This is a genomic window from Zhongshania aliphaticivorans, assembly GCF_902705855.1.
Classification (GTDB): Bacteria; Pseudomonadota; Gammaproteobacteria; order Pseudomonadales; family Spongiibacteraceae; genus Spongiibacter; species Spongiibacter aliphaticivorans_B.
The window spans coordinates 264,985-281,786 of record NZ_CACSIJ010000014.1 but is presented as its reverse complement, the minus strand read 5'-3'; the positions used below and the strand labels follow the sequence as shown (position 1 = coordinate 281,786).

The 16,802-nt window shown below is 49.4% G+C and carries 15 protein-coding genes; 9 read left to right on the top strand and 6 right to left on the bottom strand.

Annotated elements, in window-relative coordinates; translation table 11 throughout:
* The first annotated feature begins 63 nt into the window (after positions 1 to 63).
* The 3 genes from rraA (at position 64) to aceK (ending at position 3,591) form a co-directional block, all read left to right on the top strand.
* Positions 64 to 543, top strand: a complete 480-nt coding sequence (gene rraA / locus GVJ32_RS13370; protein WP_159240600.1) for a ribonuclease E activity regulator RraA — start codon at positions 64 to 66, stop codon at positions 541 to 543.
* A gap of 73 nt (positions 544 to 616) precedes the next feature.
* Entirely contained in the window at positions 617 to 1,651 is a 1,035-nt protein-coding gene (locus GVJ32_RS13365) for an LLM class F420-dependent oxidoreductase (protein ID WP_159240599.1), read from the top strand.
* A 206-nt stretch (positions 1,652 to 1,857) separates the two neighbouring features.
* A complete protein-coding gene (aceK, locus tag GVJ32_RS13360; RefSeq protein ID WP_159240598.1) occupies positions 1,858 to 3,591 on the top strand; it encodes a bifunctional isocitrate dehydrogenase kinase/phosphatase in 1,734 nt (577 codons plus the stop codon).
* Positions 3,592 to 3,657: 66 nt separating this feature from the next.
* Here the strand turns inward: aceK and GVJ32_RS13355 are convergent, their stop codons facing one another.
* The 4 genes from GVJ32_RS13355 to typA form a co-directional block, all read right to left on the bottom strand.
* Positions 3,658 to 4,257, bottom strand: a complete 600-nt coding sequence (locus tag GVJ32_RS13355) for an outer membrane beta-barrel protein (RefSeq protein WP_159240597.1) — start codon at positions 4,255 to 4,257, stop codon at positions 3,658 to 3,660.
* A 129-nt stretch (positions 4,258 to 4,386) separates the two neighbouring features.
* Positions 4,387 to 4,824, bottom strand: a complete 438-nt coding sequence (dtd, locus tag GVJ32_RS13350; RefSeq protein ID WP_159240596.1) for a D-aminoacyl-tRNA deacylase — start codon at positions 4,822 to 4,824, stop codon at positions 4,387 to 4,389.
* Between the two features lie 35 nt (positions 4,825 to 4,859).
* On the bottom strand, positions 4,860 to 5,831 hold the full coding sequence (gene pip / locus GVJ32_RS13345; protein WP_159240595.1) for a prolyl aminopeptidase: 972 nt from the start codon (positions 5,829 to 5,831) through the stop codon (positions 4,860 to 4,862).
* 121 nt (positions 5,832 to 5,952) lie between these two features.
* Positions 5,953 to 7,764 (bottom strand): translational GTPase TypA, encoded by a 1,812-nt coding sequence (typA, locus tag GVJ32_RS13340; RefSeq protein WP_159240594.1) that lies wholly within the window; start codon positions 7,762 to 7,764, stop codon positions 5,953 to 5,955.
* A gap of 287 nt (positions 7,765 to 8,051) precedes the next feature.
* Between typA and GVJ32_RS13335 the strand changes: the two genes are divergently transcribed.
* Together GVJ32_RS13335 and GVJ32_RS13330 are read left to right on the top strand one after the other, a co-directional pair.
* On the top strand, positions 8,052 to 9,362 hold the full coding sequence (locus tag GVJ32_RS13335) for a sodium-dependent transporter (RefSeq protein WP_159240593.1): 1,311 nt from the start codon (positions 8,052 to 8,054) through the stop codon (positions 9,360 to 9,362).
* A 14-nt stretch (positions 9,363 to 9,376) separates the two neighbouring features.
* A complete protein-coding gene (locus GVJ32_RS13330) occupies positions 9,377 to 9,820 on the top strand; it encodes a hypothetical protein (protein WP_159240592.1) in 444 nt (147 codons plus the stop codon).
* Positions 9,821 to 9,824: 4 nt separating this feature from the next.
* On the opposite strand, the gene GVJ32_RS13325 is transcribed toward GVJ32_RS13330, so the two are convergent.
* Both GVJ32_RS13325 and thiI read right to left on the bottom strand, forming a co-directional pair.
* Positions 9,825 to 10,250, bottom strand: a complete 426-nt coding sequence (locus GVJ32_RS13325) for an acyl-CoA thioesterase (RefSeq protein ID WP_159240591.1) — start codon at positions 10,248 to 10,250, stop codon at positions 9,825 to 9,827.
* Positions 10,247 to 11,701: a tRNA uracil 4-sulfurtransferase ThiI gene (gene thiI / locus GVJ32_RS13320; protein WP_159240590.1), complete on the bottom strand. Its 1,455-nt coding sequence runs from the start codon at positions 11,699 to 11,701 to the stop codon at positions 10,247 to 10,249. Before thiI ends, GVJ32_RS13325 begins: the two co-directional genes overlap by 4 nt.
* Positions 11,702 to 12,029: 328 nt before the next feature.
* On the opposite strand from thiI, the gene glnA reads away from it, so the two are divergent.
* The 4 genes from glnA (at position 12,030) to ntrC (ending at position 16,777) form a co-directional block, all read left to right on the top strand.
* Positions 12,030 to 13,436: a glutamate--ammonia ligase gene (gene glnA / locus GVJ32_RS13315; protein WP_159240589.1), complete on the top strand. Its 1,407-nt coding sequence runs from the start codon at positions 12,030 to 12,032 to the stop codon at positions 13,434 to 13,436.
* A 109-nt stretch (positions 13,437 to 13,545) separates the two neighbouring features.
* A complete protein-coding gene (locus tag GVJ32_RS13310) occupies positions 13,546 to 14,049 on the top strand; it encodes a DUF4124 domain-containing protein (protein ID WP_159240588.1) in 504 nt (167 codons plus the stop codon).
* Positions 14,050 to 14,282: 233 nt separating this feature from the next.
* Positions 14,283 to 15,356 carry a nitrogen regulation protein NR(II) gene (glnL, locus tag GVJ32_RS13305; protein ID WP_159240587.1) on the top strand — a complete coding sequence of 358 codons (1,074 nt, stop codon included), beginning with the start codon at positions 14,283 to 14,285 and terminating at the stop codon, positions 15,354 to 15,356.
* On the top strand, positions 15,356 to 16,777 hold the full coding sequence (ntrC, locus tag GVJ32_RS13300) for a nitrogen regulation protein NR(I) (protein WP_159240586.1): 1,422 nt from the start codon (positions 15,356 to 15,358) through the stop codon (positions 16,775 to 16,777). Before glnL ends, ntrC begins: the two co-directional genes overlap by 1 nt.
* Positions 16,778 to 16,802: the final 25 nt, after the last annotated feature.

Here is a 16,802-nt window from a genome sequence, read left to right as displayed (position 1 = left end):
AGATGCAAAAGAAGGCATATTAGTCATTCTCGTTTTCCATCACCCGTCCTAGCAGGAGCCATTATGAGCACTATCTCTACCCCCGACCTCTGTGATGAGCACGGCGACAAAGTCCGTGTAATAGAAGGCGCCTTTCGTCATTACGGTGGCAGCCAAAATTTTAGTGGCCCGATCGCCACCATAAAATGCTTTGAAGACAATTCCAAAGTTGCTGAACGCGTAAAAGAAGCCGGAAATGGCCGCGTACTCGTCGTGGATGGCGGCGCCTCACCACGACGCTCACTACTGGGCGACAATCTTGCAAAAGCAGCCGTAGATAACGGTTGGGCCGGCATTGTGATTTACGGCTACCTTCGTGACGTCGAAGAAATTGCCCCCATGCCCATCGGCATCATGGCCCTTGGCAGCGTGCCCCGCAAAACGGAAAAGCTAGGTGATGGCCGCTGCGATGTACAACTCGAATTTGGTGGCACCAGCATAAATCCCGGCGAATACCTCTATGCCGACCTAAGCGGTATCATCGTGTCTGCGAACGCCTTATAGTCAGCAAATGAGCTACTCTGTCACCTTAAGACCTCACCTTAACTAAAAATAAAACTAAATGCGGGAGACGCACATGAAACTCGGACTACTACTCGGCTATTCTGGCGCAAAACTGTCGCTGCCAATGGATACCGTTAAGCAGGCAGAAACCCTCGGTTTTGATTCGGTATGGACAGCCGAGGCCTACGGCTCCGACGCCGTTACTCCCGCTGCGTGGATATTAGCGCAAACCAGCAAAATTAAGGTTGGCACCGCTATTATGCAAATGCCAGCGCGCACCCCTGCGATGTGTGCGATGACCGCCATGAGCTTAGATCAACTCTCTGGCGGACGCTTTATTGTTGGGCTCGGCGCATCTGGCCCGCAGGTAGTCGAAGGCTGGCACGGTGTCCCCTACGGTAAGCCGGTCACCCGTACCCGCGAATATATTCAAATTATGAAAAAGATTTTTGAGCGCGAAGGCCCGGTAGAATTCGACGGCGGCATGTACCAAATGCCCTATAAGGGCCCTGGCGCAACCGGTCTTGGCAAACCCTTAAAATCTATTTTGCACGGCGACCCAAGCATTCCCATTTACACCGCATCGATCACCCCGGCCGGTGTTTCTGCGTCGGCCGAGGTCGCTGACGGCGTCTTCCCCGTGTGGATGAGCCCAGAAAAATATTCCGTGCTTGAACCCAGTATTACCAAAGGCTTAGAAAAATCCGGCCGCAACAAAGCTGACTTCGATGTTGCCCCCTTTGTCGGCGTGATCATGGACGACAATATCGACGGCTGCCGTTACTTCATCAAAGACTTCCTTGCCCTCTACATTGGCGGCATGGGCGCAAAAGGTAAAAACTTCTACACCGACTATGCTTCTCGCATGGGCTACGGTGACGCCGCAGAGCAAGTACAAGATTTATATTTAGCAGGCAAAAAAGATGAAGCCCGCAATGCCGTACCTGACGCACTGGTAGACGAAATTGCTTTAGTTGGACCAGAAGGCCGTATTCGTGAACGCGCTGCCGACTGGAAGGCCGCATCGAAACGCGGCGAAGTCAATTCCATGCTGCTTAACTGCGCGCAGCCAGAAGCGATGGAAGTCATGGCGGATTGCTTCCTTTAGGGAAGTCGGAAGTCGGAAGTCGGAAGTCGGAAGTCGGAAGTCGGAAGTCGGAAGTCGGAAGTCGGAAGTCGGAAGTCGGGAAATAATCAATCACAGGCGTGATGAGAGCAAGCGATGCGTGCTCCTTTTTCGTCAGACATCCGACTTCAGACGTCAAACTGCATACCGCAATAAACTAACAGTAGCCTCAAGGACAACACCACAACGTGACCACTAATACTCGCCGGCTAGCCATGGCCATTTTGAATGGCTTTGATGCATTTTTTGCAGAATACAAAAACATCACTCTGGGCGCCCAAGCTCGCTTTGAAGCAGCGGACTGGCACGGCGCACAAAAAGCCATTCGCGACCGCTTAGCGCTGTGGAAACAGAAACGCTCGATCGTGGCCGAGGCTGCCTACACGATCACCGGTGGCAGCGTAGAGAATCGCGACAACTGGGAAATTGCCAAACAAGAATACGGCGAGCTAATCCAAAATCACGACAATTACGAAATTGCTCAATCGTTTTTCAACTCGATTTATTGCTCTGTTTTTGATCACGAAAAAATTCGCGACATACACACCTTCGCATTAACGTCGAATCAAGAGCGCCCGCCCATTGCCAGCGACTCTATACTCAAGCGCTACCGTTTTGACGGCGCCAACGCCGTAGACATTGTTCGGTCAATGCTAGACGACTGTGAATTTAATATTCCGTGGGAAGATCAACAACGTGACGTTGGCTTTATTATGGAAGTGGTTAATCGCGAGCTTATCCCCAAAATTCGCGACAAAGACAAAGACGTCTACGTAGAAACATTGGAGTCATTATTCTTCCGCAACAAGGCGGCGTATTTAGTGGGCCGCATTGTTAGCGGCGATTTTACTATGCCCTTCGTATTACCTATTTTACACAGCGAAAATAAATCGATCTTCGTCGACACGGTATTACACGACCCAGACGACATCTCTATTCTATTCAGTTTTAGCCGCAGCTATTTCATGGTCGATACGTCGATACCCTCGGAGTACATCGCCTTCTTACATCGGCTTATGCCCAACAAAGAAATCTTCGAACTGTATAGTGCTATCGGCATGCCTAAGCACGGTAAAACCGAGTTCTATCGCTTTGCCGTAGACGACACCAGCAGCAGCGAAGAGCCCTATATTATCGCGCCAGGCATCAAAGGCATGGTCATGCTGGTATTCACCCGCCCCGACTTCGGCTATGTATACAAGGTTATAAAGGACCGTTTCACGCCGCCCAAAGACATGAGCCAAGAACATGTTCGCCAATGTTACAGCTTAGTAAAGCGCTGGGATCGCGGCGGTCGCATGGCAGATACTCAAGAATTTAATAATTTGGCCTTTGATCGCCGCCGTTTTTCTGACGAACTGATTGCCGAACTTGAAAAAGAAGCGCCGTCTAAAATTAGCGTTAGCGGCAATGCATTGTTACTCAAGCACGTTTATATAGAACGTAAAATGATTCCCCTAAACCTATACCTCAAAGACTGCGACGAGCAGCAACTAGAGAGCGTGATGGGCGAATACGGTAATGCCATTAAACAACTAGCCGCCGGTAATATTTTCCCCGGTGATATGTTACTCAAAAACTTTGGCGTGACCCGTCACGGCCGAGTGGTGTTTTACGATTACGATGAGATTTGCCCGCTCACCGATTGTAATTTCCGCAAGCTGCCAGAACCTAAAAACGACGAGCAAGCCATGGCAACCCAGCCTTGGTACGAAGTAAAACCCGAAGACGTTTTTCCTGAAGAATTTAGATTATTTTTCTCTGGAAACCAGCGCGCCAAAAAAGTATTCGACGCCCTGCACAGCGATCTCTATGACCCAGCTTACTGGCAGGGATTACAAGAAACCATTCGCAATGGCTATGTTGCCGATGTATTCCCATACCGTAAAAAACAGCGCTTTCAGCAGCGGCCATCACTCTAAAACAAGCAGACACAAAAAAGGGCGCATTGCGCCCTTTTCTAATTTACTGCACTGAGTTTTACGTGTTTAAAACTGCAAACGCGCATTAATACCCACTGAATCAGTATCGTAATCACCCACAAAACTGCGGCTAATATTACCGGCTACCGAAAACTGCGGCACGATGTAAACCCGCAAACCTGCTCCCAATACTGCACCGGCATCAGAATCGCCATCCACATCTTGGTAAGCTAGGCCTGCGCTTAAATTACCTTCGATATTATTGGTAAGCCAAGTACGTGACATTACACCACCCGTTAAGGTGTCGATATCAATATCATCCAAAGCAGAATTCGTACTTTCAGATTCGGCAAAACTGTAATCTAATGACGCCACCAAGTCGGTACGATCAGACATTTTCATAGGATGACCAACGCCAATACTGACCGTATCAAACTCTTGGTTTCTGTTGAAATCAAGATTACCAATATCTGCGCGAACAAAAATATTTCTATCTAAGGCTAAAGAACCGCCAGCATAAAATTCATCAGCGTCTTGATTGTCGACCTCAACATCTGCAAAGCCACCTTCAACATAGGTATAACTAAAATCTTTCGCGAATAATGGTCCTGCTGACATTGCACCGGCAACGCCTGCGGCAAGTAATAGCATTTTTTTGTTTAGCATAATTTTCGCTCTCCATAGTGTAGATAGCGATTTAGACTGCGTTTAAGTAAACAGTTCCTAAGAATATGACGGCGGTGCATTAATACCAATGCTATAAAAATAATGAACTATTTTAAAAACTCTATATCGTCACGCCTCTAGCAAGAAGGTAACGGGGCCGTCGTTTAGCAAACTAATTTGCATATCGGCACCAAATTCACCGCTGGCAACCTCAGGGTGCTTATTGGTCAATTCAGCTAAAGCAAATTCGTATAACTGCTTTGCGCGGACGGGCNCGGCGGCAGTAGAGAAGCCGGGGCGCAATCCTTTTTTGGTATCTGCCGCCAAGGTGAATTGCGACACCAGTAAAACGCCACCTGCAATATCCGCAACCGACTTATTCATGCGCTCTTGCTCATCGGCAAACACGCGATACGCCAAGATTCGTGAAATTAGCTTTGTTACCGCTTCTTCGCTGTCTTCTTTTTCTAAACCCAGAAACACCAATAAACCTTGCTTAATTTCGCCTACACACTGCCCTTCTACCTCTACGCTTGCTCTGCGCACGCGTTGTAATAATGCTTTCATTCATCCTCTGCTTTTACTATTTCATACTTAAAAAATTAATAACTTAGCTCGCCGTCAGTCAGTAAATCGGCAATATCATCGCTCGCTTTCACTAGCGCATCGGCAATACTTGCCTCAAAGGCTGAGTGGCCTGCGTCGCGAATAATATGCAGTTCAGAACTTGGCCAATGCTGATGAAGCTCCACCGCACTCTCTAATGGGCAGATCATGTCATAGCGGCCGTGCACAATAATTCCAGGGATATTCTCTATCGCCGCCATATTATTGAGCAGCTGATTTTCTTCCATAAACGCGTCATTAACAAAGTAATGGGTTTCTATATGCGACATCGCGACGGCGGTATGCGCATCCATTAAATGATCTTGGACATCGTGATGTGGACGCAGTGTTGAACAGCGAGCCTCCCATAGTGACCATGCTTTTGCGGCCGACATCCTCGCCACTTCATTCTCGCCATGCAACACCCGATGATAGGCTTGTATTCGATTTTCCCCATCACGCGGCGTAACGCAGTCATTAAAATCCTGCCAATAATCGGGGAACACTCTGCTCGCGCCACCCTCGGCATAAAACCAAGTCAGCTCTCTGGGGCGGCACAAAAATATGCCGCGCAATATCAATGCTTGCACCCGATCAGCGTAGACCTGCGCATAAGCGAGACTCAAAGTGGAACCCCAAGAACCACCAAACAACACCCATTTATCAATGTTTAGATACTGCCGAATGTGCTCCATGTCTGAGATGAGCGCGGATGTAGAGTTATCGTCTAAACAGGCATGAGGCTCAGAACGACCGCAGCCGCGCTGATCAAATAAAATTATTCGGTACCGTTCAGGATCGAAAAAGCAGCGCGCTCGTGGGCTGCACCCAGCACCAGGGCCGCCATGAACAAAGAGCACAGGAATGCCATCGGGATTTCCGGATTCTTCTACATAGAGTATATGGGGGGCTTGCACCGATAAACGGTGGGTACTATAGGGCTTTATATCTGGATACAAAGTAAGCATAGCGATAACCAATAAGAGAATTGCGCCTATTCAGTGTAGCGCAGTCGCTGGCGTATCGGTATGTACTCAAATAGGGGGATAAAAAAACGGCTGTCATTGACAGCCGTTAGATTGAGCAAGATTACTTAGCGCGCTTGCGCTCGTTCTCTTTCAGCAGTTTTTTGCGTAAGCGAATGCTCTTTGGCGTCACCTCTACCAGCTCATCGTCTTCGATGAATTCAAGCGCTTGCTCTAGCGTATGCTTGATATGCGGTGACAAGGTCAGCGCATCATCGGTACCAGACGCACGCACGTTGGTCAGCTGCTTAGCCTTGGTTGGGTTAACGACTAGGTCGTTGCTACGGTTGTGAATACCGATGACCTGGCCTTCGTAAACCTCTGCAGCATGGCCCAAGAAAAGGCGGCCACGATCCTGCAAATTAAATAAGCCATAGCTCAGGGTTTTACCACCAACCATAGAAACCAGAACACCGTTCTGACGGCCAGCCAATTCACCGCCCTTCACTTCACCGTAGTGATCGAAGACAGTGGTCATGATGCCACTACCAGAGGTCATGGTCAGGAACTGGCCACGGAAACCGATCAAGCCGCGAGCTGGAGCGATAAACTCAAGTTTTACGCGACCTTTACCGTCTGGCTCCATATTGGTCATTTCGGCTTTGCGCAAGCCAAGCTCTTCCATGACCGAACCTTGGTGCTGCTCTTCAACGTCGATAACAACATGCTCAAAAGGCTCTTGAACCACACCATCAACCATTTTTTGTACTACTTCTGGGCGAGAAACACCCATTTCGAAACCTTCACGACGCATGGTTTCAATCAGTACTGAAAGGTGCAATTCACCACGACCAGACACTTTAAATTTATCTGGGGTCTCACCCGGCTCAACGCGCAATGCAACGTTGTGAATCAACTCTTGATCTAAGCGGTCGCGAATATTACGCGAGGTAACAAACTTACCTTCTTTACCAGCAAACGGAGAATCGTTTACTTGGAAGGTCATGCTCACGGTTGGTTCATCTACGCTCAATGGCGGCAGCGCTTCTGGGTGACTAGGTGCGCATAAGGTGTCAGAGATGTTCAAGCCTTCGATACCGGTTACACAAACGATCTCTCCGGCTTTGCCTTCAGGCACTTCAACTCGCTCAAGGCCGTAATAACCCATCACGGTTAGCAGTTTACACTTACGAGTTTTACCGTCAGCACCCACCACAACCAACTGATCATTGGCTTTCATCGTGCCACGAGTAATACGGCCAACACCAATTACACCAACGTAGCTATTGTAATCAAGAGCCGAAATTTGCATTTGCAGTGGACCAACAGCATCAACTTCTGGCGTCGGCACTTTGTCTACAATCATTTGGAACAAAGGAGTCATATCTTCAGCGAGGTCATTAAAATCCAACCCGGCCACACCATTAATTGCCGAAGCAAACATAATAGGGAAGTCTAACTGCTCGTCTGTCGCGCCAAGGCGGTCAAACAAATCAAATACTTGGTCAACTACCCAGTCAGGACGAGCACCGGGGCGGTCTACTTTGTTTATTACCACAATTGGATTTAAGCCTTGCTCAAATGCCTTTTGGGTTACAAAGCGCGTTTGCGGCATAGGACCATCAACCGCGTCAACCAACAGCAACACGCTGTCGACCATCGACAGAACGCGCTCTACCTCACCACCGAAGTCGGCGTGACCAGGGGTATCAACGATGTTGATACGGTAGCCGTTCCACTCGATTGCGGTGTTTTTCGCAAGAATGGTAATACCACGCTCTTTCTCCTGATCGTTGGAGTCCATGATCCGCTCGGAATCTTGGTTGCGGCGGTCAAGGGTTCCCGACTGACTCAACAGCTTATCCACTAGTGTGGTTTTACCGTGGTCAACGTGGGCGATAATAGCAACGTTTCTTAACTTACTGACTTCGCTCATAATTTAGAAATTCCGAATGGATATTTTTGCTACTGTGTACGCAGGCATACACACAAATAGCGGGGCTGGCAATTTCGCCATTTAAAATAAGGTCGCGATTATAGCGGGTTTATTAGCCAAGCACATGATTTATGCCGTGCATTTTACAGCTAACAAGCAAAAGTTAACGGCATAGCACCACCTAATGACCCTTAATTGCTCAATGACAAGCACCTCTTGGGCATAATGCCGATAGCCGTTACAATCAAATAAAAGCTGACTACATTCCGCTACGGATGCCAATCACGATGACCACCAATGTCACATGGAAGAGCCGCTGGACTTTTATTCTTGCTGCCACCGGCTCTGCTGTCGGTCTCGGTAATATTTGGAAATTCCCGTACATTACCGGCGAATACGGCGGCGGCGCATTTGTTCTGGTATATCTGGCGTGCATTCTAGCCATCGGCATACCGGTGATGATCGCAGAAATCATGGTCGGCAGAGCTGGCCGCAGCGATCCAGTCCACAGTATGAGTAAAATGGGGAAAGCTGCGGGCAGAAGCGCCAACTGGGGCGCAGTCGGGGCCATTGGTATTTTGGCCGGACTGATGATTATGATGTTTTACAGTGTGGTTGCCGGTTGGGCGCTAGACTACGTTGCCCAAAGTTTGAGCGGCGCCTATCTTCAGGCACCTACTGCAACGATAGAGCTAAACTTCTCTCAACTTCTTGGCAATCCATCTGAACAACTTCTCTGGCACAGCATTTTCTGCTTAATTACCGCATCGATTGTTGCTGGTGGCGTTACTAATGGCATTGGCAAATCCGTCGATATTTTAATGCCGATACTCTTCGGCTTTTTACTACTGCTACTGGGCTATAGCTGGATAAACGGCGACTTTAGCGCCGGCTTACATTTCATGTTCGACACCGACTTTAGCAAACTGACAAGTGAAGCCGTTTTAGTCGCCATGGGTCACGCCTTCTTTACCTTGAGCCTAGGCATGGGCGCGATTATGGCCTATGGCGCCTATTTCCCTGGCAAAGCCTCTATCGGGAAAACCGTTTTAACCATCGCCGCCCTCGACACTGTTATTGCCCTTGTTGCCGGCATGGCCATGTTTCCACTGGTATTTGCCAACGGCCTCACCCCAAGCCAAGGCCCCGGCCTTATGTTTGTCACCCTGCCAATCGCCTTCTCAAATATGGCTGGCGGCCAGTTCTTTGGCACTATTTTCTTCGCCTTGGTCAGTATTGCCGCACTTAGCTCTTCAATATCGCTAATCGAGCCAGGGGTCGCTTGGCTCGAGAAATACGGCATCAAACGCCCGCTATCAACATTCGGATTTACCAGCCTTGCTTGGCTCGGCGGCATAGCATGCATTTACTATAGTGCGGTCTTTGACGCTCTCGACTATCTCACCGCCAATATTATGCTGCCACTTGGGGGACTAATGATTGCGCTGTTTGTGGGTAGAATCTTGCCCCGCGATACCGCTGCTCACGAACTCGGCATGGGACGAGGCACGCTCTTTAAATGCTGGTGGTTTGTACTGCGCTACCTCGCCCCCATCGGTATTATTCTTGTATTTTTAAACAGCCTTAAACTTATCTAAACGGGATCCACTCTGTGCGCAATATCACTCTAAATGTATTTGTTATCTCTGGCCTGCTCGGCTTTGGCGGACTCTATTACTACAGCGGCGAAGTGGAGGATCACTACAAAACGAACGCAGATCGTTATTTAAAAGCCTCGCTTGAAAAAATTTCAAGCTGGGACGTTGACGACTTAAAATCGGAGCTAGGAAAAGAAACACTAGACGAGGTTAGCGATCAGCAACTACAAGAATTAACCGCAAGCTATCGGCACTTAGGCGCCTTCACCGACATGGACGAGCCGATTTTCTCACGCCTAAGTGGTGCTCTATCTATTCTTAACCACCCACCCAAACTCAGCTATAGCAGCAATGTGCGCTTTGAGCACGGCAGCGCGATCATGACCGCCACACTCACATTAGAAAACCAGCACTTTAAATTCTACAACCTGAATTTGGGCGCCCCAGCAAACAAATAAACTGCTAAACCAATACACATTTTTGCAACTGAGCTCGTTCGGTGTCAGCTATTGCCACCGAACGATGCTTGGCGTCGATACACACCAAGGTAATCTCCCCTTCGGCAACTAATTCACTACCATCTTCTGAGTACAAAGACTGCACCAAGCGAAAACTGCTATTCCCAATATGCGCCACCCACGCCTTAGCGCGAAGGCGCTTGTCGTGATGCCACTCTTTGCGAAAATTAAGCCCAATTGCTGCAACGATCATCCCAGACAATTCGTTTCCTTGACCCATGCCAAAGCCGGTATTTGCCATCCACTGCACTCGGGCTTCTTCGAGATACCGAAAATACTGCACATGGTTAATATGCCCCATACTGTCTTGATCAGCCCAGCGCGGCGAAATCATCACGTCGAATAATGGCGGAATTGATGGTGTTTTCATGATGGACGATACACCTTCACATTATTAAAACCCTGTTCTACCAAGTGCGAGGCGTGTAAGCGGCTCATCACACCTTTCTCGCAATAAAGCAGGTAAATGCGGGATTGGTCTAACTCTGCAAAGCCGCGATGCAATTCGTAAAATGGCACAGTTTGCACTTCAGCGTTGATCAGCTTTAATGGCTTGCGATCTACTTCGTCTGGATGGCGCACATCCAGTATTACCGACCCCGACACAGGAATAGACAGGACCTCAACGTCGACTACGATTTTGTCTTCGTCGGCTAGCTGATCAATATTAATGAAATCTGCGGCGGCAATTGCGCGCTCCAACACGGAGAAATCAAAATTCGCTTCCTGCGCGGCAATCTTTTCTGGCTTGGCTCGGGTGGTTGGTTTCACCGATATCACACCACAGTACTCGGGCATATTAGCCGCAAACTCTTCGGTGCCGATTTGCGCCGCAATTTTAATAATGTCGAGCTTATCCATCGTGATCAGCGGTCTAAGCACAAGGGTATCGGTCACTTGGTCGATAACCGACAAGTTTTGCAGTGTTTGGCTGGAAACCTGTGCAACGGCCTCGCCGGTCACCAGCGCAGGCACGTCTAACTGGGCCGCGACGTCGGACGCCGCCCGCAACATCATACGTTTGAGGATAACCCCCATTTGCGAATTCTCGACATTTTTGAGGATCTCGCCAACCACCTCCTCAAAGGGCACACTGACAAACTTAACTCGATGCGACGCACCGTATTTAAGCCACAAATACAGCGCCACTTCTTTTACACCAACCTCGTGCTCACGACCGCCGAGGTTAAAGAAGCAAAAATGCGTGCGCATGCCGCGCTTCATCGTCATATAGCTAGACACCGTGGAATCAAAACCACCGGAGATCAGCGACATCACCGCATCAACCGTGCCCAGCGGAAAACCACCCAAACCTTCTAGGCGACGCTTTACGATATATAAGTGCTGATTGCGTACCTCAATACGCACGGTGACATCAGGGTTATGTAAATCCACCCCCGCCGACTCAACGTGCTGGTTCAAGCCACCGCCCACATAACGCTCAATTTCACTGGAATTAAAATCGTGCGCACCAACTCGCTTGCAACGAACCACAAAGCTCTTGCCCTGCAAGCTATCACCCACCACATCGCGGGTTTTTTCATAAATGTCATGTAAATCAAGTAGTGGATATTCCACCACCTCAATGACATGGGCTATCCCCGGGGTTTGGCTCAACACGGTAACGAAGCCCTGCAATACCAAAGGATCAGCGCTGTGAGTTTCCAGCGTGATGCGGTCCCAATCGCGCACGATAAGCAGCTCTGGATCGAGTGGTAAAAGCAATTTACGGAGGTTGTCCCGAAGCTGCTGGGTAAATTTCTTACGCACCGGCTTACTTTTAATAATGATCTCGGGGAACAGCTTAACGATAAATTTCATTTAGGGGCCGCATCAATAAATGGGCGGCTATTATAGCCGCCCCCCGCCCTCGACGCAGCCCATAGAGCAAAACGCACCAATAATGACCACAAAATCTGTTTTCGCACCAAAATAATCCATTGTTTTTCAATTTACGCACAATCATTTATCACGCGCCTAATCAGGAAATCTCTTAGCTAACACCGCAACTACAATTTAACGGCATAAATTTTGCTTTTCCGGTTCACAGATTGCGCCGCTATGCGGCACAATGCATTGCGAATATAATCACCATCAACTCGGCCTAGCCGAATCTTTAACAGACTCTCTATTCTGGAGGACGTACATAATGTCAGAGAACACTCTGAAGTTAATCGCCGACAATGACGTGAAATGGGCAGACATGCGCTTCACCGACACAAAAGGCAAAGAGCAGCACGTCACCATTCCGGCAACCGAAGTTGACGCCGGTTTCTTTGAAGACGGCAAAATGTTTGACGGTTCATCGATTGCTGGCTGGAAAGGCATTAACGAATCAGACATGATTCTTATGCCAGATGACTCTGCGTCTGTTTTAGATCCATTCACAGAAGAATCCACTATTATCATCCGCTGCAACATCGTAGAACCCTCTACCATGCTGGGCTACAACCGTGACCCACGCTCTATCGCTCAGCGCGCTGAAGACTATATGCGCTCAAGCGGCATTGCTGACAACGCACTATTTGGACCAGAGCCTGAATTCTTCATTTTCGACGACGTAAAATGGAAAGTGGCAATGGAAGGCGCTAGCTACTCCATCGCGTCTGACGAAGCAGCATGGAAATCTGGCGACAACTTTGAAGAAGGCAACACAGGTCACCGCCCAGGTGTTAAAGGCGGCTACTTCCCTGTACCACCAGTCGACAGCCTCCATGATCTACGTGGCGCTATGTGTAACGCCATGTCGGATATGGGCCTGACCATTGAAGTACATCACCACGAAGTCGGTACTGCCGGTCAATGTGAAATTGGCGTTGGTCCTAACACCTGCGTTAAGAAAGCTGACGAAGTACAGGTTCTTAAGTACTGCGTACACAATGTGGCTCATGCCTACGGCAAAACAGCGACCTTCATGCCTAAGCCTATTGTTGGTGATAACGGCAGCGGCATGCACGTCCACATGTCTTTAAGCAAAGATGGCACAAACCTATTTGCTGGCGACGTTTACGGTGGACTGTCTGAAACCGCCCTGTTCTACATTGGCGGTGTTATCAAGCACGCTCGCGCTATCAACGCCTTCACCAACGCCTCTACTAACTCGTATAAGCGTCTGGTTCCTGGCTTTGAAGCACCTGTTATGCTGGCTTACTCAGCGCGTAACCGCTCTGCGTCAATCCGCATTCCGTTTGTACCAAACCCAAAAGCACGTCGCGTCGAAGTGCGCTTCCCAGATCCATCTGCTAACCCATACCTCGCGTTTGCGGTATTGCTGATGGCTGGCCTAGACGGTATCAAAAACAAGATTCACCCTGGCGATGCTGCTGACAAAGATCTTTACGACCTTCCAGCAGAAGAAGCAGCAGCAATCCCAACTGTTGCCTCTAGCCTAGATCAAGCTCTGCAAGCACTTGACGCAGACCGTGCATTCCTAACGGCTGGCGGTGTATTCGACGACGATACTATCGACGCTTACATTGCACTGAAGTCACAAGAAGTAGAACGCCTAGCCATGACAACTCACCCAGTTGAGTTCGACATGTACTACAGCGTGTAATACTTGTTAGCGCTTTAAGAGAACCCGCCGGCTGGCGGGTTTTTTTATGCTTGTAGCAAATGCGTTATCGCGACATCATTGGTATCGTATTCGCCGCACTGGAATAAATATGCGATATATACTGTTATTTAGCTGCCTTTTTGCCCTGTGCACCCACGCCCAAAACAAGGAAATATACCGCTACATCGATGAAAATGGTCACACGGTGTATTCTGATAAAGCCCCCAAAGGCAGCTCGCCCACACCTATGGCACTTCCTAGTATTAACACTACACCTGCAGTAGATATTAACGAAGCAAAACGAAAACCATCTAAAGCCATCAACTTAGATATCAACGGCATCCAAATAAGCTCCCCCAGCGACGGCGCCATCATCCCCAATGGCCTTGTTCCAACCACGGTTAATATCAAAACTGATCAAGCACTTCGCAAAGACCAGCAAATACGTATTAGCCTCGATGGCCGCATTATCAGCAGTAGGTCCTCAACAAGCGCATCTATCCCCCGAATCCCCCGCGGGCAACATCAGATTAGCGCCGCTATTATCGACAGCAACGGTAAAACTGTCGCTGAAAGCAGTATCAACGTAATGGTTTACCGACCAAACAATTAACACCGTCGTTCACAATCTTTAGGTGTTTGCTTGCACCGTATTGGCGCATACTGTGAAATATTGGTCATTTTCGCCCCAAAAAAATACCCTGCACCCACCCCGAAAATGGCCCCATAACAAGGCATTCAGGCTTGCCAGTTACGGAAAATTGTTGATTCGTCTATAAAATTCTTCAACTGTCGCTTGGCCTAGAAATTGCTTTAAAGCAAACACAACGAACACATGGCGGCCCTATGGCTCTGAACAATATCTACCATCAAATACTCGACAACTTGAAAACAGCAATACTGTTGGTCGAGCCGAACCTGACCGTCAGCTATATCAATCCGGCGGCAGAATCACTGTTGGCGGTATCTGATCAACGTATTCACGGCGAGGCCATCACCAAGCTTTTCCATGAACAAGAAGACACCCTCGTAAAACTCCTCGACGCCATTAATAACTGCGAGGCCTATACCAAACGAGAAACCGTGTTAACTCTGCGCTCGGGCACAGAAATCACAGTCGATTACGCCGTGACACCCGTTACCGAAAACCGCCGCACCTCGCTCATCATTGAGCTGCAACCGCTAGACCGGCTAATCCGAATTAGCCGCGAAGAAGGCCTGTTGTCATCACAGCAAAATAGCCAAGCACTAATTCGCGGCATCGCCCATGAAGTTAAAAATCCGCTGGGCGGTCTGCGCGGCGCAGCCCAATTATTAGCGCGCGAACTTAGTGATCCAAAGCTACACGATTACACCAATATCATTATCGAAGAAGCTGACCGGCTGCGAAATTTAGTCGACACCATGCTCGGCCCTCACCGCGCACCAGAAAAACAAAAGACCAATATTCATGAAGTTTTAGAACGGGTAAGACAATTAGTTGAAGCCGAAAGCGACGGCGGTGTTCGCATCATTCGCGACTACGACCCCAGTATTCCGGACATACTCGGCGACCGCGAGCAACTTATCCAAGCCTTCCTAAATGTTATTCGCAATGCCCAGCAAGCACTGCGGCAAGATTCACCAGGCGATAGTGATCCAACCATCATTATCCGAACCCGCACACTGCGCCAACTCACCATTGGCACACATCGGCATCGCTTAGTCTGCAGCACCGACATCGTCGACAACGGACCAGGCATTCCCGCTGATCTACGCGCATCTATCTTTTTACCGATGGTTAGCGGACGCGCCGAAGGCACCGGCCTTGGGCTGTCTATCGCGCAATCAATACTCAACCAACATAACGGACTTATCGAATGCCGTAGCGAACCCGGCAATACCGTGTTCTCGCTACACATTCCCCTGGAGCACGCCTAATGAGCCAAGCTAATTCCGTCTGGATAGCCGACGACGACCGATCGATACGCTGGGTACTTGAAAAAGCCCTCACCCAAGCCGGCATCGTTACTCGCTGCTTTGAAAATGGCGACGAACTGCTCGGACACCTTGAAGGCGAAGTACCCGACGCCATCATTAGCGACATTCGCATGCCGGGCATTGACGGCTTAAAACTGCTATCCCGAATTACCGCCGCACACCCCGGCCTACCCGTTATTATTACGACGGCACACTCCGACCTAGATAGCGCGGTAGCGTCATATCAAGGCGGCGCGTTTGAATATCTACCCAAACCCTTTGATGTAGATGAAGCTGTCGCCACCACTCAACGCGCACTGCAACACGCCAATAAAAACCGTAATTTACTGCCTGAACAAACACCGCTCGAGCCAACCGAGATCATCGGCGAAGCGCCAGCAATGCAGGAAGTTTTCCGTGCTATTGGCCGCTTATCACAGTCCAATATCACAGTACTAATTAACGGTGAGTCTGGCACGGGTAAAGAGCTGGTCGCACAAGCGCTACACCGCCACAGCCCCCGCGCTACAAAACCATTTATTGCACTAAACATGGCGGCCATCCCCAAAGACTTAATGGAGTCTGAGCTGTTTGGTCATGAAAAAGGCGCCTTTACCGGCGCCAGCGCACAGCGTCGTGGGCGTTTTGAACAAGCCAACGGCGGCACACTGTTTTTGGATGAGATTGGCGATATGCCCGCCGACACCCAAACGCGTTTATTGCGGGTATTAGCAGATGGCGAATTCTATCGAGTCGGCGGCCACACCCCCGTCAAAGTCGATGTTCGCATTATTGCCGCGACTCATCAAAATCTCGAAAAGCTAGTAAAAAACAACACATTTCGGGAAGACCTTTTCCATCGTCTCAACGTTATCCGCATGCATTTGCCGCGCCTGTCAGAGCGCCGTGAAGACATACCTAAGCTCATGCAACACTTCTTCACCCGCGCGGGAAATGAGCTAAACGTAGAGCCAAAACGCCTACGCCCAGAAACCGAAGAATATCTCTGCCAAATGGAATGGCAGGGCAACGTCCGTCAATTAGAGAACACTTGCCGCTGGCTAACCGTGATGGCGGCGGGCCGCGAAATACATATCGACGACCTTCCCCCAGAATTACTGGAAAGGCCACAGGGCGAAGCCGCGCCGGCGTCCAACTGGCAGGACAACCTCAAGCGTTGGGCAGATCAGGAATTAATGCTGGGCCGCGACAAATTACTAGACCGTGCGGTGCCGCAGTTTGAACGCATTATGATTGAGTCGGCGCTGAAGCACACCCACGGACGCCGCCGCGATGCTGCTAATTTACTGGGCTGGGGACGCAATACCCTGACCCGTAAAATTAAAGAACTGGGCATGGGTGGTGATGATGACGATGATTAAGCGCTAAATGCTTAACGGGAGACGG

Coding starts and splice junctions, on each gene's coding strand:
- rraA (WP_159240600.1), top strand. CDS start 64: ATGAGCACTATCTCTACCCCCGACCTCTGTGATGAGCACGGCGACAAA.
- GVJ32_RS13365 (WP_159240599.1), top strand. CDS start 617: ATGAAACTCGGACTACTACTCGGCTATTCTGGCGCAAAACTGTCGCTG.
- GVJ32_RS13355 (WP_159240597.1), bottom strand. CDS start 4,257: ATGCTAAACAAAAAAATGCTATTACTTGCCGCAGGCGTTGCCGGTGCA.
- pip (WP_159240595.1), bottom strand. CDS start 5,831: ATGCTTACTTTGTATCCAGATATAAAGCCCTATAGTACCCACCGTTTA.
- typA (WP_159240594.1), bottom strand. CDS start 7,764: ATGAGCGAAGTCAGTAAGTTAAGAAACGTTGCTATTATCGCCCACGTT.
- GVJ32_RS13335 (WP_159240593.1), top strand. CDS start 8,052: ATGACCACCAATGTCACATGGAAGAGCCGCTGGACTTTTATTCTTGCT.
- GVJ32_RS13325 (WP_159240591.1), bottom strand. CDS start 10,250: ATGAAAACACCATCAATTCCGCCATTATTCGACGTGATGATTTCGCCG.
- thiI (WP_159240590.1), bottom strand. CDS start 11,701: ATGAAATTTATCGTTAAGCTGTTCCCCGAGATCATTATTAAAAGTAAG.
- glnA (WP_159240589.1), top strand. CDS start 12,030: ATGTCAGAGAACACTCTGAAGTTAATCGCCGACAATGACGTGAAATGG.
- GVJ32_RS13310 (WP_159240588.1), top strand. CDS start 13,546: ATGCGATATATACTGTTATTTAGCTGCCTTTTTGCCCTGTGCACCCAC.
- glnL (WP_159240587.1), top strand. CDS start 14,283: ATGGCTCTGAACAATATCTACCATCAAATACTCGACAACTTGAAAACA.
- ntrC (WP_159240586.1), top strand. CDS start 15,356: ATGAGCCAAGCTAATTCCGTCTGGATAGCCGACGACGACCGATCGATA.